The organism is Mesorhizobium sp. M0815 (assembly GCF_040319995.1).
Lineage (GTDB): Bacteria > Pseudomonadota > Alphaproteobacteria > Rhizobiales > Rhizobiaceae > Mesorhizobium.
Genome location: NZ_JAMYOU010000003.1, coordinates 204950 through 227154, shown reverse-complemented (window position 1 = coordinate 227154; position 22205 = coordinate 204950). Strand labels below are relative to the sequence as shown.

21 protein-coding genes are annotated in these 22205 nt (G+C 63.6%); 15 read left to right on the top strand and 6 right to left on the bottom strand.

Annotated features, from left to right (window positions below; all coding sequences use genetic code 11):
- Positions 1–125 precede the first annotated feature (125 nt).
- Positions 126–692, bottom strand: coding sequence for an elongation factor P (gene efp, locus NKI01_RS06120; protein ID WP_023717161.1), 567 nt, complete (start codon positions 690–692; stop codon positions 126–128).
- Between the two features lie 114 nt (positions 693–806).
- Here efp and epmA point away from each other — a divergent pair, with 114 nt between their 5' ends.
- From epmA to lpxK, 7 genes are all read left to right on the top strand, one after another.
- Complete coding sequence (gene epmA / locus NKI01_RS06115; RefSeq protein WP_023717162.1) at positions 807–1853, top strand: EF-P lysine aminoacylase EpmA; 1047 nt, start codon at positions 807–809, stop codon at positions 1851–1853.
- A 169-nt stretch (positions 1854–2022) separates the two neighbouring features.
- The gene (locus NKI01_RS06110) at positions 2023–3366 is read left to right on the top strand and encodes a TldD/PmbA family protein (protein WP_023717163.1); all 1344 of its coding nucleotides are present in this window, start codon (positions 2023–2025) and stop codon (positions 3364–3366) included.
- Complete coding sequence (locus NKI01_RS06105; protein WP_352496159.1) at positions 3353–4159, top strand: 3'(2'),5'-bisphosphate nucleotidase CysQ; 807 nt, start codon at positions 3353–3355, stop codon at positions 4157–4159. The genes NKI01_RS06110 and NKI01_RS06105 overlap by 14 nt, the downstream gene beginning before the upstream one ends.
- Before the next feature lie 74 nt (positions 4160–4233).
- Complete coding sequence (locus tag NKI01_RS06100; protein ID WP_352588488.1) at positions 4234–4479, top strand: DUF4170 domain-containing protein; 246 nt, start codon at positions 4234–4236, stop codon at positions 4477–4479.
- Positions 4480–4484: 5 nt separating this feature from the next.
- The gene (locus NKI01_RS06095) at positions 4485–5264 is read left to right on the top strand and encodes a lysophospholipid acyltransferase family protein (RefSeq protein ID WP_023717166.1); all 780 of its coding nucleotides are present in this window, start codon (positions 4485–4487) and stop codon (positions 5262–5264) included.
- Positions 5261–6577, top strand: a complete 1317-nt coding sequence (waaA, locus tag NKI01_RS06090; protein WP_023717167.1) for a lipid IV(A) 3-deoxy-D-manno-octulosonic acid transferase — start codon at positions 5261–5263, stop codon at positions 6575–6577. The genes NKI01_RS06095 and waaA overlap by 4 nt, the downstream gene beginning before the upstream one ends.
- A 1-nt stretch (position 6578) precedes the next feature.
- Complete coding sequence (gene lpxK, locus NKI01_RS06085) at positions 6579–7607, top strand: tetraacyldisaccharide 4'-kinase (protein WP_023717168.1); 1029 nt, start codon at positions 6579–6581, stop codon at positions 7605–7607.
- A gap of 254 nt (positions 7608–7861) precedes the next feature.
- Here the strand turns inward: lpxK and NKI01_RS06080 are convergent, their stop codons facing one another.
- Both NKI01_RS06080 and NKI01_RS06075 read right to left on the bottom strand, forming a co-directional pair.
- Positions 7862–8095: a DUF2093 domain-containing protein gene (locus NKI01_RS06080; protein ID WP_031193470.1), complete on the bottom strand. Its 234-nt coding sequence runs from the start codon at positions 8093–8095 to the stop codon at positions 7862–7864.
- Positions 8096–8329: 234 nt separating this feature from the next.
- Positions 8330–9256 (bottom strand): LysR family transcriptional regulator, encoded by a 927-nt coding sequence (locus NKI01_RS06075; RefSeq protein WP_352962245.1) that lies wholly within the window; start codon positions 9254–9256, stop codon positions 8330–8332.
- Positions 9257–9346: 90 nt separating this feature from the next.
- Between NKI01_RS06075 and NKI01_RS06070 the strand changes: the two genes are divergently transcribed.
- The gene (locus NKI01_RS06070) at positions 9347–10240 is read left to right on the top strand and encodes a DMT family transporter (RefSeq protein WP_352962242.1); all 894 of its coding nucleotides are present in this window, start codon (positions 9347–9349) and stop codon (positions 10238–10240) included.
- Positions 10241–10308: 68 nt separating this feature from the next.
- Positions 10309–11127 carry a hypothetical protein gene (locus tag NKI01_RS06065; RefSeq protein WP_352962239.1) on the top strand — a complete coding sequence of 273 codons (819 nt, stop codon included), beginning with the start codon at positions 10309–10311 and terminating at the stop codon, positions 11125–11127.
- 34 nt (positions 11128–11161) lie between these two features.
- On the opposite strand, the gene mutL is transcribed toward NKI01_RS06065, so the two are convergent.
- Together mutL and NKI01_RS06055 are read right to left on the bottom strand one after the other, a co-directional pair.
- Positions 11162–13021 carry a DNA mismatch repair endonuclease MutL gene (gene mutL / locus NKI01_RS06060; protein ID WP_352845216.1) on the bottom strand — a complete coding sequence of 620 codons (1860 nt, stop codon included), beginning with the start codon at positions 13019–13021 and terminating at the stop codon, positions 11162–11164.
- Positions 13022–13624: 603 nt separating this feature from the next.
- Entirely contained in the window at positions 13625–14527 is a 903-nt protein-coding gene (locus tag NKI01_RS06055; protein ID WP_023717173.1) for a LysR family transcriptional regulator, read from the bottom strand.
- A gap of 103 nt (positions 14528–14630) precedes the next feature.
- Here NKI01_RS06055 and NKI01_RS06050 point away from each other — a divergent pair, with 103 nt between their 5' ends.
- Entirely contained in the window at positions 14631–15620 is a 990-nt protein-coding gene (locus NKI01_RS06050; protein WP_023717174.1) for a zinc-dependent alcohol dehydrogenase family protein, read from the top strand.
- 20 nt (positions 15621–15640) lie between these two features.
- On the opposite strand, the gene NKI01_RS06045 is transcribed toward NKI01_RS06050, so the two are convergent.
- Entirely contained in the window at positions 15641–16543 is a 903-nt protein-coding gene (locus tag NKI01_RS06045) for a LysR substrate-binding domain-containing protein (protein ID WP_023717175.1), read from the bottom strand.
- A 91-nt stretch (positions 16544–16634) separates the two neighbouring features.
- On the opposite strand from NKI01_RS06045, the gene NKI01_RS06040 reads away from it, so the two are divergent.
- From NKI01_RS06040 to NKI01_RS06020, 5 genes are all read left to right on the top strand, one after another.
- Complete coding sequence (locus NKI01_RS06040) at positions 16635–18185, top strand: trimethylamine methyltransferase family protein (protein ID WP_023717176.1); 1551 nt, start codon at positions 16635–16637, stop codon at positions 18183–18185.
- Positions 18186–18226: 41 nt separating this feature from the next.
- Positions 18227–19876 carry an ABC transporter substrate-binding protein gene (locus NKI01_RS06035; protein WP_352962234.1) on the top strand — a complete coding sequence of 550 codons (1650 nt, stop codon included), beginning with the start codon at positions 18227–18229 and terminating at the stop codon, positions 19874–19876.
- Positions 19877–19981: 105 nt separating this feature from the next.
- The gene (locus tag NKI01_RS06030; RefSeq protein ID WP_352962231.1) at positions 19982–20461 is read left to right on the top strand and encodes a DUF3828 domain-containing protein; all 480 of its coding nucleotides are present in this window, start codon (positions 19982–19984) and stop codon (positions 20459–20461) included.
- Positions 20462–20465: 4 nt separating this feature from the next.
- Positions 20466–21008 (top strand): hypothetical protein, encoded by a 543-nt coding sequence (locus tag NKI01_RS06025; protein WP_352962229.1) that lies wholly within the window; start codon positions 20466–20468, stop codon positions 21006–21008.
- A gap of 11 nt (positions 21009–21019) precedes the next feature.
- Entirely contained in the window at positions 21020–22204 is a 1185-nt protein-coding gene (locus tag NKI01_RS06020; RefSeq protein ID WP_352962227.1) for a mandelate racemase/muconate lactonizing enzyme family protein, read from the top strand.
- Position 22205 lies beyond the last annotated feature (1 nt).

Sequence of the window (22205 nt, the reverse complement as noted above, 5' to 3'; positions counted from 1 at the left end):
TGGCCGGGCGTTGACGCTGCGGTCTGCGTGCCGCGTCCCAATGCTCGAAAGCCCCCTGGCACAAAGCGGTCGACGATGACCGGCCGCCTCGGCGCGCTAGGGCGAGGCGTTTCAGGCTTCGCGCCTCAATCCTTCGCGCGCTCGACATACGCGCCATCCGCCGTCATCACCACCACGCGGGTGCCGGCGCTGATGTGTGGTGGCACCAGGGTACGCACGCCGTTGGACAGCGTTGCCGGCTTATAGGACGAGGACGCCGTCTGGCCCTTGGTCACCGGCTCGGTCTCGACCACCTCGAAAGTGGCGCGCTGCGGCAGTACCAGCGAGATGGCGATGCTGTTGTATTGCGAGATCTGCACCGGCATGCCTTCCACCAGGTAGGGCGCCATGTCGCCGACCACGCTCTCCGGCACCGCCACCTGGTCGTAGCTCTCCGGGTTCATGAAATGAAAGCCTTCGCCGTCCTGGTAGAGGAAAGTGTGCTCGCGCTCCTCGACATAGGCGCGCTCGACCTGCTCGGTGGTGCGGTAACGCTCGGAAACTTTAACCCCGTCGGAGATACGCCGCATGTCGAGCTGGGTGACCGGCGTACCCTTGCCAGGATGAATGTTTTCGGCAAAGAGGATCACATAAAGCTTGCCGTCCTTTTCGACGACGTTGCCTTTGCGTAAGGAGCTGGCGATGACCTTCACGGGTTTCCATCCTGATAAAATTTGTTGGCGCAAATCGGCTGGAGAGGCCGTTGGGTGCGGCCTAGCGCATCTTGGCCGCAATCGCCAGCCCTCTGTGCAATTCGCCTGAAGCCGATGACCGCCGCTTCGCCATGGTGGACGCCGCATGTCCATGCCGACCGCCGGCCGCGGCTGATCCTGCGCAACGCCATTGCCGCCGGCATGCGCGACTGGTTCGCCCGCCGTGACTTCGTGGAGGTGGAGACATCGGCCCTGCAGATCTCGCCCGGCAATGAAGCGCATCTGTCGGCCTTTGCCACCGAGGCGATCGGGCCGGACGGGCAGCGCCAGCCGCTCTACCTCCACACTTCGCCGGAATTCGCCTGCAAGAAGCTGCTTGCCGCCGGCGAGGAGCGCATCTTCAGCCTAGCTGCTGTGTGGCGCAACCGTGAGCGCGGCCCCTTGCACCATCCGGAGTTCACCATGCTCGAATGGTACCGCGTCGGCGAGGCCTATGAGAGCCTGATGCGCGATTGCGCCGAGCTCGTCGCGCTGGCGGCCGAACGGGCGGGCGCAAAGCGTTTTAGCTTCCGCGGCCGCGAGGCCGACCCGTTCGCCGAGCCGGAACGGTTGAGCGTCGCCGAAGCCTTCATGCGCCATGCCGGCATCGATCTGCTGGCGACTGTGGCAGCCGATGGCAGCACCGACCGCGCGGGGTTGCATGCCGCCCTGGTCCAGGCCGGATTGCGGACCGCGCCCGACGACAATTGGGCCGACCTGTTCAGCCGGGTGATGGTCGAAAAAATCGAACCGGCGCTGGGGCAGGGGCGCGCCACCATTCTTTTCGGATATCCGATCTCGGAGGCGGCATTGGCCAGGCCGAGCGCCGACGATCCACGCACCGCCGAGCGTTTTGAGCTTTATTGCTGCGGCGTCGAGCTTGCCAACGCCTTTGGCGAGTTGATCGATCCGGCCGAGCAGCGCCGGCGCTTTGCCGCCGAAATGGACGAAAAGCAGCGTGTCTATGGCGAACGCTATCCGATCGACGAGGATTTCCTCGCCGCCCTCGCCATCACGCCGCAAGCGAGCGGCGCGGCGCTCGGCTTCGACCGGCTGGTGATGCTCGCCACCGGCGCGCTCAGGATCGACGACGTGATCTGGACGCCGGTGGCCGCTTCCTGAGGGATTGTCGATCTCGCCATTGCCGCTCACCTGCCTGACACTGGCAGCCCTGTTCAGGCGCTTGATGCCCCCGCTTTGCGCCTTCTCCCATTGCAGAAGCTGCATCGGGACAATAGATGGTGCAGCAGCGGCTGCCCTTCAGCCGGCCGGAAATAACAGGATTATGCGCATGACCGATACGCTCGACGCAGCGAAACTGACCGACCGCGTCGCGGCCCTGGTCGAGGCTGCCAAACGGGCCGGCGCCGATGCCGCCGATGCGGTTGCAGTACGCGGCCGCTCAACCGGTGTGTCGGTGCGGCTTGGCAAGGTCGAAGGCACAGAGGCGTCCGAGAGCGAGGACGTCTCGTTGCGCGTCTTCGTCGGCAGACGCGTGGCGAGCGTTTCGGCAACGGCGGCATCCGACCCCAATATGCTGGCTGAGCGCGCCGTCGCCATGGCCAAAGTGTCGCCCGAAGATCCCTATCAGGGTCTCGCCGATCCGGCCTTGCTGGTCAAAAAGCCGCGCGATCTCGATCTGTTCGACGCCACCGAGGTATCGGCGGACCAGTTGAAGGAAGCAGCCCTTGCCGCCGAGGCGGCGGCGCTTGCCGTCAAGGGCGTCACCAATTCGGCCGGCAGCGGCGCCAGCGCCGGGCTCGGCGGCCTTGTGCTCGCCACTTCGCATGGGTTTGTCGGCCATTATGTCGCGTCGCGCTTTTCGCGCTCGACCAGCGTGATCGCCGGCGAGGGCACCGGCATGGAGCGCGATTACGAATTCTCCTCGCGCCAGCATTTTTCCGATCTCGACGCGCCGGAAGACATCGGCCGCAAGGCCGGCGAGCGCGCTGTACGCCGTATTGGCGCGCGCAAGGCTGCGACCGGGCCGGTCGACGTGGTGTTCGATCCGCGCGTCGCGCGCGGCATTGCCGGCCATCTCGCCGGTGCCATCAATGGCGCCGCGGTGGCGCGCAAGACCAGCTTTCTGCGCGACATGATGGGCAAGAAGGTGGCTTCGGCCGCAATCACCGTCACCGACGAGCCGCTCCGGCGCCGCGGCCAGGCCTCGCGCCCCTTCGACGGCGAAGGCGTCGAGGGCGAGAAATTGTTCATGGTCGACAAGGGCGTGCTCAACCACTGGTTCCTGTCGACCTCGGCGGCGCGGGAACTCGGCCTCGTCACCAATGGGCGCGGCTCGCGCAGCGGCTCGTCGGTCTCGCCATCGTCGACCAATCTCGCCATCGAGCCCGGGGAAAACACGCCGGAAGAGCTGATCAAGTCGCTCGAGACCGGCTTCTACGTCACCGAAGTGTTCGGCCAGGGGGTCGACATGGTGACGGGCGAATATAGCCGCGGCGCTTCCGGCTTCTGGATCGAGAATGGCGAGCTGGCCTATCCCGTTGCCGAGGTGACCATCGCCTCCAATTTGAAGACGATGTTCCTCAACATGGTTCCGGCGAGCGATCTCGACCGCAATTTCGGCACTGCCGCGCCCACGCTTTTGATCGAAGGGATGACCCTTGCCGGAGCTTGATCCGGCCGTCTCGGCCGGCGCTACTGAAGACCTGCAGCTGCTGCGCGACGCTGCCCGCGAGGCGGGGCTCATCGCCATGCAGTACTTCAACAACAATCCGCAAGTGTGGATGAAGGGCGGCACCTCGCCGGTCAGCGAAGCTGATCACGCCGCCGACAAATATCTGCGCGAGACCTTGCTGGCGGCCCGGCCGGACTATGGCTGGTTGTCGGAGGAAACCGTCGACGACCCGGTAAGGCTTGTCGCGCGCCGCACCTTCGTCGTCGATCCGATCGACGGCACGCGCGGCTTCCTCGAAGGCCTGCCCACATGGTGCGTCAGCGTCGCGGTGGTCGAGAACGGCCGCACGCTTGCCGGCGTGCTCGACTGCCCGGCGAAGGGCGAAATCTATTGGGCGCTGCCGGGCGAGGGCGCATTCCTGAATGGCAAGCGCATCGGCGTGCGTCCGCCGTCGGAAACGGCCGAAATCGCCGGACCGAAGGCGATGATCGACCTGATGCCGGCGAAATGGCACAAACGGCTGAAGCGCGTGCCCTATATTCCTTCGCTCGCCTACAGGTTGGCGATGATCGCCGGCGGCCAGCTCGATGCCACCTTCGTCAAGGCCAACGCGCATGACTGGGACATCGCCGCGGCCGACCTCATCCTGCGCGAGGCAGGCGGCGCCGTGCTCGATCGGCACGGCCGCGCGCCGCTCTATGCCGGCGAAGTGATCCGCCACGGCGCGCTTGCCGCCGGCAGCGGCGAACTCCTCGCTGTGCTCGCCGGCGTCATCGCCGGGCTGGACAATTGACCATCATCAATAGTTCCAAAGTCGGCGGCTTTGGTCTAGACCTGTCCCAAACTCACGATATGTGAAGGATCGACATGGCCGCTGAAGACGGAAAGAAACAGCTTTTGCACCTGGTGTTCGGCGGCGAACTCAAGAAGCTGGGCGGCACCGAATTCCGCGACCTCGACGCGCTCGACGTAGTCGGCATCTATCCCGACTATCAATCGGCGCACGCCGTCTGGAAGGCCAAGGCGCAAGCCAGCGTCGACAACGCCCATATGCGTTATTTCGTCGTTCACCTGCACCGCCTGCTCGACCCCGAAAACAAGGCTCCCGGTTGACATCGATGAACCATGAAGCGGTCAAGCGATCAGCCCCGCGGTCGGCGGTCAGACGTCGCAAGCCGAAGACGTTCTGGCGCAAGATCCGCGAACCGCTGGCGCAGTCGCGATTCGTCAAGAATGCGCTTGCCGCGCTGTTTGCGTATTTCGTCCGCCTTGTCCGCCTGACCAACCGCATGGTCGACGGATCGGCGAAGTTTTCCGGCGGCGCCTATGCGCAGCTCGAGCCTGGCATCATCGCGCTCTGGCACGGCCAGCATCTGCTGACGCCGGCCTATTATCCCAAGGGACGGCCACTGGTTGCCATGGTGTCGCGCAGCGCCGATGCCGAGCTCAACGCGCTGATGGTCGAGAAATTCGGCATCGAGGCGGTGCGCGGCTCTGGCGGGCGCGAAAGCGCAAGGCATCTCGACAAGGGCGGCGCCAAGGCGCTCATCGCCCTCAAAAAGTCGCTCGCCACCGGCAAGAATGTCGCCATGATTGCTGATATTCCCCACGGCACGCCGCGCGATGCGGGGCTCGGCGTCGTCCTCCTGGCGCGGCTGTCCGGCCGGCCGATCCTGCCTGCCGCGATTGCCACCAGCCGCCGCAAGGTGATCGAGGGCAGCTGGGACAAGACGACGATCAACTTGCCCTTCGGCCGCTCCTCGATTGTCGTCGGCACGCCTGTCTTCGTGCCGGCCAACGCAGACGCCGCGGAAATGGAACGCAAGCGCCAGGAGGTCACGGCCTCGCTCAATGCCGCGACCGCCGAGGCCTATCGCCTTGTGGACGGTTCGAAATGAGTATGCGCTGGGCGCGCGCCTTCCTGACGGCATACCGCTTCGCCGGGGCCGCCGCGTACCCGCTGGTCGGACCTTATGTCGCCTGGCGCACATCCAGAGGCAAGGAGGATCGCATTCGCCGGCGCGAGCGCTACGGCGTCGCCGGACGCGAGCGCCCCGAAGGCCCGGTGATCTGGATCCATGCAGCCAGCGTCGGCGAGACCATCGCCGTCGTGCCGCTGGTCGAGAGCATTCTCGACTACGGCGTCAACATCGTGCTGACGACGGGCACCGTCACCTCGGCGCAGGTCGCCGAAGAACGGCTGGGCGGCCGCATCATCCACCAATATGTGCCGCTCGACCTCAAGCCGGCGGTCAGCCGCTTCCTCGATCATTGGCAACCGGACCTGGCGATCATCGCCGAATCGGAGATCTGGCCGATGACCATCCTGGAACTCGGCGCCCGCCGCGTGCCGCAGGTTCTGGTCAATGGCAGGCTGTCCGACCGCTCCTTCAAATCCTGGAAGAAGCGCGCCAACATCGCCGAAGCATTGTTCGAAAATCTCGCCCATGTCGTCGCCCAGTCGGATCTCGATGGCGAGCGCTTCCTTTCGCTCGGCGCCCGGCCGGTCACCGTGTCCGGCAATCTCAAGGTCGACACCGCGCCGCCGCCGGCCGACGAACGGGCACTGGCGGCGCTGAAACGCCAGATCGGCGCTCGCCCGACCTGGGCGGCGATTTCGACCCATGACGGCGAAGAGGCGGTCGCGGCCGAAGTTCACGCCATGCTGCACAAGCGGCACCACGGGCTTTTGACGATCATCGTGCCGCGCCATCCCGAACGCGCCGGGCAGCTGGCCGCCCAGATTTCCGGCATGGGCCTGAAGCTGGCGCAGCGCAGCAAGGGCGACAGGATCACCGCCGATACCGATATTCTGCTCGGCGACACGATCGGCGAGATGGGGCTTTATCTGAGGCTGACGGAAATTGCCTTTGTCGGCCGTTCGCTGACTTCCGAGGGCGGCCAGAACCCGCTGGAACCGGCCATGCTGGAGACAGCGGTGCTTGCCGGCCGCAACGTCCAGAATTTTCGCGAGGCCTATCAGCGCCTGCTCGACAGTGGCGGCGCCAAGCTGGTGCGCGACCGCGATATGCTGGCCGGCGCCGTGAATTTCCTTTTGACCAACGAGGTGGCTCGTCACGAAATGATGGCGGCGGGTGCGGCGACGGTCGACGAGATGCGCGGTGCGCTGGCGCACACGCTCAGGTCGCTCGAGCCCTATATCCAGCCGCTGGTCGTCAAGTCGCGCCTGAAGGGCGCGAACGGGCGTTGACGTGACCTCGGAAGCGCCGCCCTTCTGGTGGGAAGAGCCGGACTGGCGGGTCGTGGCGCTGTCGCCGCTTTCCGCCATCTATGCGCTTATCGCCGGTCGCCGCATGCGGCACGCGCCGCGCGAAAAAGTCGAGGCGCCGGTGCTCTGCATCGGCAACTTCACGGTCGGCGGCACCGGCAAGACGCCGGTGGCGATCGCATTGGCCGAGCAGGCCCGGCGCATGCAGCTCAACCCCGGTTTCCTGTCGCGCGGCCATGGCGGCTCCTTCGCGCAGCCGCATGTCGTCGATCCGCACCACGACGCCGCCAAGCATGTCGGCGACGAGCCGCTGCTTTTGGCCGAACATGCGCCGGTCGCGGTGACGCCGAACCGGGCCGCCGGCGCCAGGCTTCTGCTGGAGAAGCTCGGCTGCGATTTCCTGATCATGGATGACGGTTTTCAGAGCGCGCGCATCCACATCGATTATGCGCTGGTCGTCGTCGACGCGCGCCATGGCATCGGCAATGGCCGCGTCATCCCCGGCGGACCGCTGCGGGCGAACATCGTCGACCAGCTGGTCTTCACCAGCGGCTTGCTGAAGATGGGCGAGGGCACCGCGGCCGATACGGTCGTGCGCCAGGCAGCGCGCGCCGGCAGGCCGATCTTCGAGGCGCACACCGCCCCGAGCAGCACGGTGACGCTGGCCGGCAGGCGGTTCCTGGCGTTCGCCGGCATCGGCCATCCCGACAAGTTTTTCGACACCGTAGCCGAGGCCGGCGGCGAGCTTGCGCTGACCCGACCGTTTCCTGACCATCATTTCTACAGCGCGGACGAGCTTGCCGAATTGGCGGCGACGGCACGTAAAGCCGGGCTTGGCCTGATTACCACTGCCAAGGATGCTGCCCGCCTGCGTCACGGCGCAGCGCCGCCGGAATTCCTCGACCGGCTCGATGTGCTGGAGATCGACACCGTCTTCGAGCTCGACCATGTGCCGCAACGCATCATCGACGAAACGCTGGATGCCTGGCGGCAGCGCAGGCTTAAAGGCTGACCGGCAGCTTGAGGCCGAGGCAATGCGGGGACCGGAATTTTTCCGCCGGTCGAGTGTATTTTGTTCTTGCTTTGTGCCGGCAGCTATGCTACTAATTTGTATATGGCGATGATTCGCCGACGACCCGCCCTCGAGCCCCGAGGCGGGTTTTTTATTTCAAGATAACTTCTAAGGTTTCGGTGTCGCTGGCTTGACGTCGCGGCAGGAGACGGCGCGCGAAGGATCGCAACGGAGCGATTTGCATTTGCGTCAGACTACCGTCGGCGGCGCAGTTCCGGATGCGCTTCGATCTCGCGGCGCAATGATGCAGCGGCATTCAGATAGGGTTCCTGCCTGGCGACACTCCAATATTTGAGCTCGTCGAGCGGGATGCTCTCGCCGGTCACCGCACAGCGAACGAAGGCGCCGGGGCTAGTCACCTGGAAGTCGCCGTCGAGATAGCGGATGCGGGCTTCCTTGCCGCCGGGGCCTTCGAAACGGTTCATCATGGGGTGGAGCCGAAATTCATGACGATGTCATCGCCACAAATTGCGGCGAGGTCAAGCTTGGTTGGCTTTGCCTGCCTCTGTTTCTGGTGACACTTGCTCGAACAAGCCGGCAAAGCGGATGCCAATGCATGTCGCGCAAAAGTGTGCAGCGGTTTTGCGATAACGACATGCATAAACACAAGAACCTGAAGCGCGTCGCATGAGGCCGGTCGAACGCGACGCGCTTCAGGCATCTCATTCTTCGGCGATGATAAACTCTTCGATCCTCTCCGCTGGCAGCCCTGCCTGGACGGCGATGCGCCGGGCAAGCTCGGCGGCGGCGGCGCGCGGGCGCCCCAGCGGCCGGTCGAGCCAGTAAGATATCGGGCTCAGCGCACTGCGCTCGTCTACGGCGACGATGCGGCCCGATTTCAATTGGTCCACCGTCAACGGCGGACGTGCCAGCGCAATACCGAGCCCGTGCGCGGCGGCGTCGAGCACGAGGTTGTAGTCCTCGAAACGGCGGTCGTGCGGCCGCGGCCGATAGTCCGTCTCCTGCGCCGCAAACCAAGCGCGCCAGGCCGAAGCGTCGGAATCATTGATCACCGGAAATTCGAGCAGTCGGGCGGGATCTCCGCGACCGATCTGCCTGGCCAATTCCGGCGAGGCGACAGGGAACACATATTCTTCGAAAAGCTGTACCGAGATCCGGCCCGGAATGCGGCCGCGCCCGCAGCGGATCGACAGGTCGATGCCCTCGTCGGCAAGATCGCCCTGGCGGATGTCGACGTCGAGCACTATACGCAGCTTGGACGGGTGGTTCTCCAGCGCCGCCATGCGCGGCATCAGCCACAGCCCGCTGACCGAAGGGATCGAGGTCAGCCGCACCACCGCCGTGCCGCGCGGCTCGACCCAACGGTCCGAATTGCTGGCGATCAGGGCAAAGGCTTCGGTGGTGCGCAGATGCAGGCGATTGCCTTCGACGGTCAGCGAGACGCCGCGCGCGCCGCGATCGAAGACTTTCAGCCCAAGCCAGCCCTCGAGCTTGGCGATCTGCCGGCTGACGGCGCCATGGGTGATGTTGAGCTTCTCGGCCGCCGCCGAAAAGCTGCCGGTCCGAGCCGCGGCGTCGAAGGCGCGCAGCGTTTCGAGCGGCAGCATCGGGTCTAAGCTGTGATCCATAGTCACAGGTGATCCTCGATTTGTTCGTTTGTCAACCGACCCGCAATAGCGTTTCTCTACTTCATGGCATTGGATCGCGAGGACACCCAGATGAGCGCTTACACCGGCACGTTGAATACGACACAGCGCATGGATGCCACGGCTGCCATCGCGGTGGCGCTGACGGTGGTCGGCTGGGCCTCCGCCTTTCCGGCGATCCGCGCCGGCCTTGCCGCTTTCGGGCCGCTGGAACTTGGCGCGCTGCGTTTTGCCATCGCCGCGGTTCCGGCGGCGATCTTCCTCGCGGTCAAGCGGCCGGCACTGCCCAGGCTCGATGAACTCTGGCGCTTTGTCTTCGGTGGTGCCGTCTTCGTCGCGCTCTACACGGTGATGCTCAATTTCGGCGAGCTGACCGTTTCGGCCGGTGCGGCCGGCTTCATCATCAATGTCAGCCCGATCTTCACCGCCATCATGGCCATGGCGCTGCTCGGCGAACGCTTCTCGGGCCTGGCCTGGGCCGGCACATTCCTGTCCTTCGCCGGTATCGGGATCATCGCCATGGGCGAGGGGCAAGGGCTGCATTTCAACAGCGGTGCGCTGCTTGTCCTCGGCTCGGCGCTGTGCTCGGCCGTCAACACCATCGTCCAGAAGCCGCTGTTTGGTCGCCACCACCCGCTGACGATCTCGGCCTCGAACATGGTGCTTGGCGCGCTCTGCCTGTCGCCGTTCCTGCCGAGCGGTCTGGCGCAGGCGGCGGTCGCCGATACGGCCGGGCTCGGCGCGGTCATCTTTCTCGGCATCGTGCCCAGCCTCATCGCCTACGCTGCCTGGGCAACAGCACTTTCCCGACTGCCCGCGGCGCGTGCCTCGAACTTCCTCTATCTGGTATCGCCGGTGGCGACGCTGATCGGCTTCTTCTGGCTGGGCGAAGTACCGACGCTGCTCGGCATCATCGGCGGGGCGCTGGCGCTGGGCGGCGTCATCGTGGTGAATTTGAGGAGGTGATTCAGATAATTGAAGCTTTTTCCCGACTCAAACCATGAGCCGTTACTGACGACCATTGCGATGCAGACATGAGCCAGGCCGGCGTCTATGTTGATTGCGTTTGCGAAGCGTGGCGAGGGGTCGACATGGGAATGCAGTTTATCTCCGCAATTTTTTTCTTGTTGCTGTTCAGCCAAAATGCCGTCGCGGGTTGGTATCAGATCGAAAACTACGAAGGTTTCATTGGGCCTAACCCAGTCCATCTGTCGCTGCAGAGGAATGACAGTTTCGGCAGCGGGATTACGGTCGAGGGGAGCTATTTCTACGACGCGAAGCAAAGCCCGATAGCAGTGTACGGCAAGATCAACGGCACCAGCGTATCCCTTTGCGAGATTGCGGACGACAAGGAATTCGACCGGGTGCTGGTCATGGGTTCGAAAACGCCCGTCGACACCAGTGGATGCCCATTTTCTCTCGACATTGGTGAAAGCGGCGCAACAGGAACCTGGAGCAAGGGTGCGGACAAACATCCCGTCACGCTCAAGAAAGTTGCGAGCCTGGACGATACCGGCGACGGGAAGATTGACGGAACCGTTGAGATCCCGTTCTGGGCGCAGACCGCCACCGACAGGTTTTCAGGCATCTACGCGAAAACCGAAGCCGGAATTTGCATGCGAAAATTGCAAGTCATCGGCAAGCGAAGCAAGAAAGTCTATCAAGAGATCGAGTTCGATGACGACAATTGCGACGCGGGAATGCTGATGACGCCAATCTACAGGAATGTTCAAAAACAGACGGAAAAAATCGCCGAGATCATTTCAGTAAACTTTCGTGGCGGCGGCGCTGGCTATACAATGGACTATGTTTTCTCTCTTAAAACTAAGAAGTATCATCAATTGGTGAACTGAGCGGGTGCCTCGCTTGGCATTGCGCAGGTAATGCTTACCGTCGCCCGAACAGCCTCTCGATATCCGCCAGCTTGAGCTCGATGTAGGTCGGGCGGCCGTGGTTGCAGGTGCCGGAGCCGGGCGTCGCCTCCATCTGGCGCAGCAGAGCGTTCATCTCTTCCGGTTTGAGCAGGCGGCCGGAACGTACCGAGCCGTGGCAGGCCATGGTCGCGGCTATCCTGTCCAGCCGCTCCTTCAGCGTGTCGACCGTGTCATTGTCGGCGATCTCGTCGGCGAGGTCGCGCACCAGCTGCTGGACGTTGGTCTCGCCGAGCATCGACGGCGTCTCGCGCACCGCAACGGCGCCTGGGCCGAAGCGCTCGATGCCGAGGCCGAAGCGGGCCAGCGTCTCGGAGTGCATGGCAAGCCGCTCGGCGTCTTCCTCCGGCAGGTCGACAATCTCGGGCAGCAGCAGCATCTGCGACGGCACCGCGCGTGAGTGGAGGGCGTTCTTCAAGGCCTCGTAAACCAGTCGCTCATGCGCCGCATGCTGGTCGACGATGACAAGCGAATCCCTGGTCTGGGCGACGATATAGTTCTCATGCACTTGCGCGCGCGCCGCGCCCAATGCCGTGCCGAGCAGCGTCTCTGCCGCCTGATCCTGTCCGGCGCGCGCGTCGGCACTGTGCAGTGGGCCGGCGTCGAAGGCCGCCTGCTCGTCCTCGCCGAAGCCGCCATTTGCAGAGCCCATATCGAGCGGCCGCTGCGGCGAACGGGCAGGGTCGAAACCCGCAAAGCCCGACGCCCGATAGGCGGCCTCGTAACTGCGGTGACCGTTGGCCGGGCCGCCATGCGCATAGGATGCCGCGCCCGGCCGGAACGCTGCCATCATGCCGGCGGCACCGGTGGTGGCGGCGCGGATCCCGGCATGGGCCAGTGCTTCGCGGATGGCGCCGACGATCAGGCCGCGCACCAGCCCCGGATCGCGGAAGCGCACGTCGGCCTTGGCCGGATGGACGTTGACGTCGACGATCGCCGGATCGAGCGTCAGGAACAGCACGGTGACGGCATGGCGGTCGCGCGGCAGCACGTCGGCGAAGGCGCCGCGAATGGCGCCGGCGATCAATTTGTCACGCACCGGGCGGCCATTGACATAGGCATATTGCTGCAGGGCGTTGGCGCGGGTGAAGGAGGGCACCGAGACATGGCCGGCGAGGTGCACGCCGTCCCGCACCGCGTCGATGGCGATCGCATTGTCGGGAAAGTCGGCGCCCATCACCTGTGCCACCCGGCGCAGCCGGCCTTCCGGGCTGTCCTCGGTCGCCGGCAGCTCCAGCGTCGAGCGGTCCGGGCCGGCCAGCGTGAAGCGCACGGCGGGAAAGGCGATGGCGATGCGCTTGACCACGTCGCCGATGGCCGAGCCTTCGGCGCGCTCACCCTTCATGAATTTGAGCCGCGCCGGCGTGGCGAAGAACAGGTCGCGCACCTCGACCGTGGTGCCGCGATTGGCCGCCGCCGGCCTGACGGCGGAGACGCGGCCGCCGGCGATGCCGATCTCGGCGGCGTTTTCACTGGACGCTGTGCGCGAGCGGATCGACAGCCGCGCCACCGAGCCGATCGACGGCAAGGCCTCGCCGCGAAAGCCGAGCGAGCGGATGTCGTGAATATTGTCGGCGAGCTTCGAGGTGCAATGGCGCGCGATCGCCAGCGCCAGTTCCTTTTCCGGAATGCCCGAGCCGTCGTCGCTGACGCGGATCAGGTTCAGCCCGCCACCAGCGGTGACGATCTCGACACGCGTGGCGCCGGCATCGAGCGCGTTCTCGACCAGTTCCTTGACCACGCTTGCCGGACGCTCGATGACTTCGCCGGCGGCGATCTGGTTGATCATCGTTTCGGAAAGCTGGCGGATGGGCATGGCAGCACTATAGGCGGATTCGTGGCCGATGCGGGAGGGGGAGAATAGCGTTGATTGTTGCAAGGCAGGGAGACTGCTCCGTTGCGCTCCGTCCCACCCCCCTCTGGCCTGCCGGCCATCTCCCCCGCAAGGGGGGAGATCGGACGTCGCCTCGGCCTCCGCCAGTCTCCAATGTCTCAAAGGTTGGCGGGACGCATGAACCGCCAATCTCCCCCCTTGCGGGGGAGATGGCCGGCAGGCCAGAGGGGGGTGCTGTCCCGCCACGATGTAGAGATAGGAATATTGTTGAAGTGAATGGGCTTGGCCCCCAATTGACTTAGTGGATTTAGTCGGGCGAAGGCCAAAATCTGAAGCGAATGGCCGTTGGAGGCGACATTTGGACGTCATCCTAGATTACTTAATGGTAAACTTCGCTCGATGGATACAGCGTCGAAAGAGTCGTATTGCAAGAGTAATTTTGTTCACTATTTGGACGGTTATTTCGATATCGCTAACAGTTGTTCTGGTTTACCTCCTGTATATTCGAAATCTTACCATATAGATTATTGTTCAATCGTCGGGTCGTTCTCGAGGAAATCCACGCAGCTGACCGCGACCGTGCCTTCAACTCATGAGCTTGGGCAGCGCTGCCGCCAGTGCATCGACGGCAAGGCGGACTTTCATCGGCAGATGTGGCGTCTGCAGCCACAGCGCATGGGCGTCATAGAGAAACCTCGGCTGTTCCGGCAATAGCGGGACAAGTACGCCCGCCTGAATGCGCTGGCGAACCAGCCAGTATGGCAGCCAGGCGAGCCCCATGCCGGCGGCCGCGGCATCGGCGATGGCATCGAGATCGTCGAGCCGCAATCTGCCGGCGAGCCTGACCTCCGTCGCAGGCTGGCCATTGCGTGGAAACAGCCACGGCTGAACGGCACGCCCGGAACGGCGGTAGATGATCGCGTGATGGCTGCCGAGGTCATCTATCGCCTGCGGCTGGCCGTGCCTGTCGAGATAGGATGGCGACGCGCAGACGACCATGTGCTGGCGCGCGACGCGCCGCGCCATCACCCCGGCCTGGTCCTCCAGATCGCCCGTTCGGATGGCAAGGTCGCAGCCGTCCTCGGCGAGGTCGGCGAGGGCGTCGCTGAACGACAGGTCAAGTTCCAGCGCCGGATATTGCTGCGCAAGCCCGAACAGGATCGGGGCAACGCAGCGCCGGCCGAAATGCACCGGCATGAGGACGCGCAGCTTTCCGCGCGGTTCGGCAAGCTGGTCGGCGGCGAGCGCATCCGCGGCCTCTGCTTCGGCAAGCACCAGCCGGCAGCGTTCATGATAGGCGCGCCCGAAATCTGTCAGGCTTTGGCGGCGCGTGGTCCGGTTGATGAGGCGCACGCCCAGGCGCTCCTCGAGAAACCGGACATGCTTGCCGACCATCGGCCCGGATAGATCAAGAGCCGCCGCCGCCGCCGCGAACGAGCCCAGGTCGACGGCTTTGACGAACACGGCCATGCTCGTAAGGCGATCCATATTCAAAACCCACAGTTTCTGCTGATCTACTCAAGCGGCTATTTATCTGCCCGATCGCCGCTGGCATAGCCTATTCAGTTCAAATATTTTGGAGTTGTGACCGATGGCGCGTGTCGTTCGTTTTTATGAGCTTGGTGGTCCCGAGGTTCTGCGCATCGAGAATGTCGACATGCCTGCGCCGGGACGAGGCGAGATCCAGATCCGTGTCAAGGCGTTGGGTCTGAACCGGGCCGAGGCGTTGCTGCGTTCAGGCAGATATATCCAAACCGCGCCGTTGCCTTCCGGTCTTGGGCTTGAGGCCGCTGGCCTCGTCGAAACGGTCGGCGAAGGCGTGGACGGGTTTGCGCCGGGCGATGCCGTCAGCATCGTGCCGCCAGTGTCGATGGCCCGCTGGCCTGCCTATGGTGAGATTGCCACATATCCCGCCGAGCTCGTCGTCAAGCATCCACCATCGCTGAGCTGGAAAGAGGCCGCCGCTGCGTGGATGCAATATCTCACCGCCTACGGTGCGCTGATCGACATTGCCAAACTCGGCAGGAAGGACTTTGTCGTCATCACTGCGGCATCGAGCAGCGTCGGACTGGCGGCGATCCAGATTGCCAACCTGGTTGGCGCGACGCCGATCGCCGTCACACGGACGTCCGCCAAGAAGCGGACTCTGCTTGAGTTCGGCGCGGCCCACGTCATCGCCTCGGCAGAGGTGGATCTGGAAGCCAGGTTGAAGGAAATCGCCGGCCCGGACGGCGTGCGCGTGGTGTTCGACGCGGTCGGCGGGCCGATCTTCGAGCCTCTGACGGCAGCGATGTCGCCAGGCGGCATTCTCATCGAATATGGCGGCTTGAGCCCCGACCCGACACCTTTTCCGTTACCTGCAGTGCTAGGCAAGACGCTGACGCTGCGCGGCTATCTCGTCCACGAGATCGTGCGCGATCCGGCCCGGCTACAGGCCGCCAAGACATTCATCCTTGATGGACTGAAATCGGGTTCGCTGAAGCCCGCAATCGCTAGAACCTTTCCGTTTGATCAGATCGTCGAGGCGCATCGTTATCTCGAGTCGAACGAACAATTCGGCAAGATCGTCGTGACGGTTTGACCGGGCATTGTGGGATAGCCTCACGCTTGCGCCGCCAGCCAGTCCCGCACCTTGCGGGCGTTGTCGCTGAGCTCGCGGTTCCTCGACCAGATGACATGAAAGCCCTTGCCGGTCGTCATTGTGTGGCCGGTGACGCGCACCAGCAGCCCTGATGCCAGCAGCCGCTCGGCGAGATGACCCCAGCCGAGCGCGATGCCTTGCCCTTCCATGACTGCCTGGATCACCAGCGCATAGTCGTTGATGCGCAAGCCACGCCCCGCATCGGCGATGTCGACACCGGCCGAGGCGAACCATTCGTCCCAGCTGGCGGCCTCGCGAAACGGCTCTTCGAGATGAATGAGACGATGCGATGGAAGGTCCTTCACGTTCGCCGGCAGCCCGAACCGGGCCACATAACTAACGCCGGCGACGGGGAATATCACTTCATCGGCCAGCGGCAGCGAATGATAATCCGGCCATTCCTTGGGCTCGCCGCCGCGGACGCCGAGCGGAATGTCTTCGGCGATGATGTCGAGATCGCGGTCCGCGGTCTGGATGCGCAGGTCGATGCCCGGCAGTTCGTCGCGAAACTGCTGCAGGCGCGGCATCATCCAGAACGAGGCGAATGCGGTCGAGGCGGCGAGCGTCACGTGAGCGCCGACGGCGATCTGGCGCAGATCTTCCGCCGACTTGCGGATGTGCGACAGGCCGAGCGAGACGTCGGCGTGAAAGCGATCGCCGGCCTCGGTAAGGCTGACTTGCCGGTGGCGGCGCTGGAAGAGTTTGGCGCCGAGCTGCTCCTCGAGCCCACGGATCGCATAGGAGACGGCAGCCTGCGTCATGCCGAGCTCCCGCCCGGCGGCGGTAAAGCTCGACAGCCGGCCGGCGGCCTCGAAAACGATCAGGCTGCCGGCCGAGGGCAGCAGATGGCGCAAGCTTCGCATAAGCTGAGCTTATACAAGAGATCAGGATTTTCCAGCGTCACAGCTGCATTTTGTCTGGCTAGATTGATCGAGACAGGAAGATGGAGCCTCCATGAACGCACCGGCCGTTGAAGTGAGCGAACATACCAATCGTCGCGCGGGTGGCCGCCTGGGGCGCAAGGCGCTGCGGGGAGCTCCCGTAGCGTCATTTCCGACCCTGGTTCGCAAGATTCCTGTGTATCAGATGGTCCCGGACGAGGCGGTGGAGCTCATCCACCAGGAGTCGCTCAGCATCCTCGAAGAGGTGGGATGCGAGTTCCGCGACGACGAGGCTATCGCAATGTGGAAGGCGGCGGGCGCCGATGTCTCCGAGACAAGGGTCCGGATCGACCGCGCCCTGCTGATGGACCTCGTCTCGAAGGTCCCGTCGGAGTTCACGCTCAATGCGAGGAATCCCCAGCGTTCCGTACGTGTGGGTGGAAACAACTCCATCTTCGTGCCGATGTACGGGGCGCCTTATGTGCGCGACCTCGACAACAACAGGCGCTACGGCACACTCGCCGACCTCAACAATTTCCACAAGCTGGCCTACATGGCGCCGGCGCTGCATTCGTCGAGCTCGATCATCTGCGAGCCGATGGAAATCGCGGTGCCGAAGCGTCACCTCCACATCATCCATTCAGCGCTGAAGCACTCCGACAAGCCGTTCATGGGCATCGTGACCTCCAAAGATCGAGCCGAAGACACGATGGCGATGGCAGGCATCGTGTTCGGCGAGGACTATGTCCGCGACAACCCGGTCCTGGTGGCGATCACCAACTGCAATTCGCCGCTGGTCTGGGATGCCACCATGCTGGACGCGATGAAAGTCTATGCGCGCCACAACCAGCCGCTGATCCTCGCGCCCTTCGCCCTTTGCGGCGCCTCGACTTCGGCCTCTGCAGTCGGTGCGGTCGCGCAGGTCAATGCCGAAGCGCTGGCGGGCGTCGCGTTCACACAGCTCTTGCGTCCGGGTTCGCCGCAGATCTACGGACAGTTCATGGTGACGGTCGACATGAAGACCGGCGCTCCCATGGGCGGCACGCCGGAGGCGGCCCAGATGATGTATCTCATGGGCGCGCTGGCGCGGAAGTATCGGCTGCCGTGGCGCACGTCCGGTTTCCATGTCGGTTCGAAGCTGAACGACGCCCAGGCGGGCTACGAGGCGAACATGCTGATGCATGCCGCCATCCTTGCCGGCGCCAACTACATCTGGCACTCCGCCGGTTGGCTCGAGGCCGGCCTGACCTGCGGCTATTCGAAATTTGCCACCGACTGCGAGCAGCTTGTCGGCTGGTACAAATATGCTGGCGGGCTGCCATTCGACGATTTCAAGGAGGCTATGGCGGCTATCCGCGAGGTCGGACCGCAGGGCCATTTCCTCGGCACCCAACACACGCTCCAGCATTTCGAGTCCGCCTTCTTCATACCGAGCATCATGGACTTCAATTCGTTCGAACAGTGGAAGGCGGAAGGAGCAAAGGACCACGACACCCGCGGCCGCGAGAAAGCGCGCAACATGCTCGCCGATTATGAGGAGCCGAAGCTCGATGAGGGCATCGCCGATGGTCTCAAAGATTTGATTGCGCGGCGCGAGGAGAAACTACCGGACAGCGTTAGTTGATAACGGGCGAAGACCCGATGGGAACCATAACGGAGGAAAAAATGACACTCTTCAGAAGCAATGGTGATCGCGTACCGAGCGCCATCGAAGCGATGGCCAGCGAGGCGCGTGCAGGTCGTGTGGATCGGCGCGAGTTTCTGGCTCTGGCAAGCGCTTTCGGCGCATCGACGACCCTTGCCTACGGCATGATCGGTCTTGCCGTGCCAGAACGGGCTTTGGCTGAAGAGCCGAAGAAAGGCGGCACGCTGCATGTTTCGATGTCGGTGAAGGCACAAAAGGACCCGCGCACCTACGACTGGGTGGAACTTGCGAACATTTCACGCTGCTGGCTCGAGCCGCTTGTCCGCTACACCCGCCAGTTCACTTTCGAGCCGGTTCTGCTTGAAAGCTGGGAGGTCAATGACGACGCCACCGAATATGTGCTGCATGTGCGCAAGGGCATCACCTGGACCAATGGTGATGCTTTCGGCGCCGATGATGTGGCCTACAATCTGACGCGCTGGTGCGAAAAGGCTGCAGCCGGCAATTCCATGGCCGCGCGCGTCGGTGCACTGATCGACGCAAAAACCGGCAAGGCCAGGGATGGCGCGATCACCAAGGTCGACGACAACACGGTCAAGCTGAAGCTGAACGAGCCGGACATCTCGCTGATCCCGAACTTCACCGACTATCCGGCGCTGGTGGTCCATCGCAACTTCGACGCCGACGGTGCCAATCCGATCGAGAAGCCGATTGGCACCGGGCCGTTCGAACTGGTGTCTTATGCGGTCGGCCAGAAAGCGGTCGTCAAGCGTCGTGAGACTGGCAAGTGGTGGGGCGGTGAAGCGCTGCTCGACGGCGTCGAATTCATCGACTACGGAACCGATTTCAACGCGTCGATAAATGCATTCGACTCCGGCGAAATCGATCTCAACTTCGAGACGCCCGCCGACTTCATAGACATCCTCGACAAGATGGGGCTGGTAAAATCGGAGGTCGCGACAGCGACCACGCTCGTTGCCCGGACCAACGTCACGCACAAACCCTACGATGACAAGCGCGTCCGCAACGCCCTGCAAATGGCCGTCGACAACCAGGCGGTGCTCGAACTTGGCTATGCCGGGCGAGGGACTGTTGGTGAAAACCATCACGTCAGCCCGATTCATCCGGAATACTTCGCGCTGCCCAAGAAGAAACGTGACGCCGCGGGCGCCAAGAAGCTGATGGCCGAGGCCAAGCAGGCCGACTTCGAGCATGAACTGATCACCGTCGAGGACGATTGGCAAAAGAATACCGGCGACGCTATTGCCGGCCAGTTGCGCGACGCCGGGATCAAGGTGAAGCGCACCGTGCTGCCGGGTTCGACTTTCTGGAACGACTGGACCAAATATCCTTATTCCATGACCATTTGGTACATGCGCCCGCTTGGCGTCCAGGTGTTGGCGCTGGGCTATCGCACCGGCGAGGCCTGGAACGAAACCGGCTACTCGAATCCTGATTTCGACGCCAAGCTCAAGCAGGCTCTCTCGCTCATCGACGTGGAAAAGCGCCGCGAGGTCATGAAGGACATCGAGCAGATCCTCCAGGATTCGGGCGTCATCATTCAGCCGTTTTGGCAGAAGCTGTTCAGCCACATGAACGAGAAGGTGAAGAACTACGGTGTCCACCAAACCTTCGAGATGGATCTCCAGAACGTCTGGCTGAACGCCTGAGTTGCCAGCAGAGGACGCGTTGCAGGATTTCATGGACCGCAAGAAAGCCGACAGGCAAGATGCGTGGTACTGATAGCTTCCGTCAGTGAACAATCGGGGACACGCATGAAACTGCCACTTTTTGTTGCCGCGCTTTCGATGGCCTTGCCGGCGGCCGCGTTTGCCGGCCCTGCTGCCAACGCCGTGAAGTTCTTCTATGTCCCGTCGGTCAAATTCGAGGCCGATGCGCAATATCGCGACCGCTTCACCGCGCCGGTGACGAAACTGTTCGAACTGAACGACAACGCGGCAAAGAACCATCCGGATGAAGTTCCCTGCATCGACTTCGCCCCTGGTCTCGATGCGCAGGACTACGACGAGAAGACCGTGGCCAAGACGCTGACGCTGGCCGAAACGCTGGATGGCGACAGCGCCAAGGTGACGGCGACGTTCAACCTTTTCCCGGAAGGCGATGATTCCAAACGCGAAATGGTCTGGTCACTCAGGAAGATCGATGGCCAGTGGAAGGTCGCCGACATCACCTCGAAGACCAGCGGCTGGACACTCAGTGCGCTCGAATGTCTGGCCGGGCAGACCCCGGAGTGATGCCGTGCTCCGCTGCCGTCCCTGGGTTCTGACGACTGCGTGCCTGCTGGCCGGATTGAGCAGCGCCGCCGCTCAGGGCCTGTTGGGCGCGCCGCCCGCAGACGCGCCGGCCGACAACGCGGCACCTCCGCTGGCAGAAAACGCACCGGCCGCACCCCTGCAGCCGGGCTCGCCGACGGCGGTGGTGAAGCCGTTCTACGAGCATGCCGGGCTCGAGGTCGATCCGGCTCAGCGGGGCCATTTCACCGATCCGGCAAAGTCGGTGCTGGACAAGAGCGACGCGCTGCGGAAGTCGGGGCAGGGCGAGTGCCTCGATCCCAACATGGCGCTCGACAATGCCGAATACGACGAGGCGGAGATCGACAAGAGCCTGAAGACCATCGAAGCGGTCAAGGGCGACCAGGCCAAGGTCGTTGTCGCTTTCGTCGCCTCCGGCAATCCGCACCGGCTGGAATGGAAGCTCAAAAAGGTCGACGGCGACTGGAAGATATCGGACCTGCTCTCGGTGACAGGCGAATGGGCGCTCAGCCAATACCAGTGTGAGTGAGAACGGAACCGATGAAGATCAGCAACATCCGCGTCACCCACGTCAACGTCCCGCTCGATGCTCCGTTCTGGTGGACGGCTGGTCTCTACGGCGGCGCCTCGAAATCGATCATCGAGGTCGAGACGGACGAAGGCGTGGTCGGACTGGGCGAGGCGCCATGGTGGCATTTCGGCGAGGTGATCAAGGCCGAGATCGCGCCGGCGCTGATTGGCGCCGATCCGCTCGACATCGCCGACTGCGAGGCGCGCTGTGTGCCGCCCTGGCAGATCACCGCCAACACCGGCGAGAACGCAGCCACGGTGGCGTTCGGCGCCATCGAACTGGCGCTCTGGGATATAAGAGGCAAGGTCTTCGGCATGCCGCTCTATAAGCTGCTCGGCGGCGCGGTGCGCAAGGACATTCCGTTTTCGGAATATTTCGCCTTTCGCCCCGCTCAAGGCGGAGCCGGCGGCGAGATGGCCGCCGAAGCGATCGTCGACTATTGTCTCGGCATGCGAGAACAGCACGGCTCGACGATCTTCGAGGGCAAGCTGATCATGGGCGATCCCGAGCTCGAGATCAGGACAGTGCGCATGCTGCGCGAGGCGCTTGGCGATAAGGCGCAGATCAAACTCGATTCCAACATGCAGTGGTCGCTGACCACAGCGCGCTGGGTACTGCGCGAGATCGAGCCGTTCAACATCCGCAATTACGAGGATCCGGTCGCGACCTTCGAGGAGATGGCAGCGCTGCGCCAGCATTCGCGCATTCCGTTCTCCACGCACATCCCGGATCTCAGACGGGCAGTCGCGCTCGGTGCGCCGGATTACTTCGTCTGCAATTTCGCAGCACTCGGCGGATTGTCGAAAACTCTGAAATTCATCGCCGCCTGTGAGGCGATGGGCAAGGGGTTCTGGTGCTATTCGAACGATCTCGGCATCATGACATCGGCTTATCTGCACGTCGTGGCGGCGACACCGTGGATCAGCGAAGCATCGCAGTCGCTGTTTCGCTGGCAGATCGGCGATGTCATCAAGGACGGTCCTTTCCGCCAGACGGGCAATACGGTGCGCGTGCCGGAGGGTGACGGGCTGGGCGTCGAACTCGATCCGGCTGCGATGAAGCGCTGGGCGGGCCACTTCGCCGAACACGGGCCGATGGGCCATTTCAGCGACCCGAACAATCCCGGCCGCTACCGGCGGCTCCCGCTCAACTGAT

Coding starts and splice junctions, on each gene's coding strand:
- mutL (WP_352845216.1), bottom strand. CDS start 13,021: ATGCCCATCCGCCAGCTTTCCGAAACGATGATCAACCAGATCGCCGCC.
- NKI01_RS06050 (WP_023717174.1), top strand. CDS start 14,631: ATGGCGCGTGTCGTTCGTTTTTATGAGCTTGGTGGTCCCGAGGTTCTG.
- epmA (WP_023717162.1), top strand. CDS start 807: ATGACCGCCGCTTCGCCATGGTGGACGCCGCATGTCCATGCCGACCGC.
- NKI01_RS06110 (WP_023717163.1), top strand. CDS start 2,023: ATGACCGATACGCTCGACGCAGCGAAACTGACCGACCGCGTCGCGGCC.
- NKI01_RS06035 (WP_352962234.1), top strand. CDS start 18,227: ATGACACTCTTCAGAAGCAATGGTGATCGCGTACCGAGCGCCATCGAA.
- NKI01_RS06070 (WP_352962242.1), top strand. CDS start 9,347: ATGAGCGCTTACACCGGCACGTTGAATACGACACAGCGCATGGATGCC.
- NKI01_RS06040 (WP_023717176.1), top strand. CDS start 16,635: ATGAACGCACCGGCCGTTGAAGTGAGCGAACATACCAATCGTCGCGCG.
- NKI01_RS06030 (WP_352962231.1), top strand. CDS start 19,982: ATGAAACTGCCACTTTTTGTTGCCGCGCTTTCGATGGCCTTGCCGGCG.
- NKI01_RS06065 (WP_352962239.1), top strand. CDS start 10,309: ATGAGCCAGGCCGGCGTCTATGTTGATTGCGTTTGCGAAGCGTGGCGA.
- NKI01_RS06045 (WP_023717175.1), bottom strand. CDS start 16,543: ATGCGAAGCTTGCGCCATCTGCTGCCCTCGGCCGGCAGCCTGATCGTT.
- waaA (WP_023717167.1), top strand. CDS start 5,261: ATGAGTATGCGCTGGGCGCGCGCCTTCCTGACGGCATACCGCTTCGCC.
- NKI01_RS06080 (WP_031193470.1), bottom strand. CDS start 8,095: ATGATGAACCGTTTCGAAGGCCCCGGCGGCAAGGAAGCCCGCATCCGC.
- NKI01_RS06100 (WP_352588488.1), top strand. CDS start 4,234: ATGGCCGCTGAAGACGGAAAGAAACAGCTTTTGCACCTGGTGTTCGGC.
- NKI01_RS06075 (WP_352962245.1), bottom strand. CDS start 9,256: ATGGATCACAGCTTAGACCCGATGCTGCCGCTCGAAACGCTGCGCGCC.
- NKI01_RS06020 (WP_352962227.1), top strand. CDS start 21,020: ATGAAGATCAGCAACATCCGCGTCACCCACGTCAACGTCCCGCTCGAT.
- NKI01_RS06055 (WP_023717173.1), bottom strand. CDS start 14,527: ATGGATCGCCTTACGAGCATGGCCGTGTTCGTCAAAGCCGTCGACCTG.
- NKI01_RS06095 (WP_023717166.1), top strand. CDS start 4,485: ATGAACCATGAAGCGGTCAAGCGATCAGCCCCGCGGTCGGCGGTCAGA.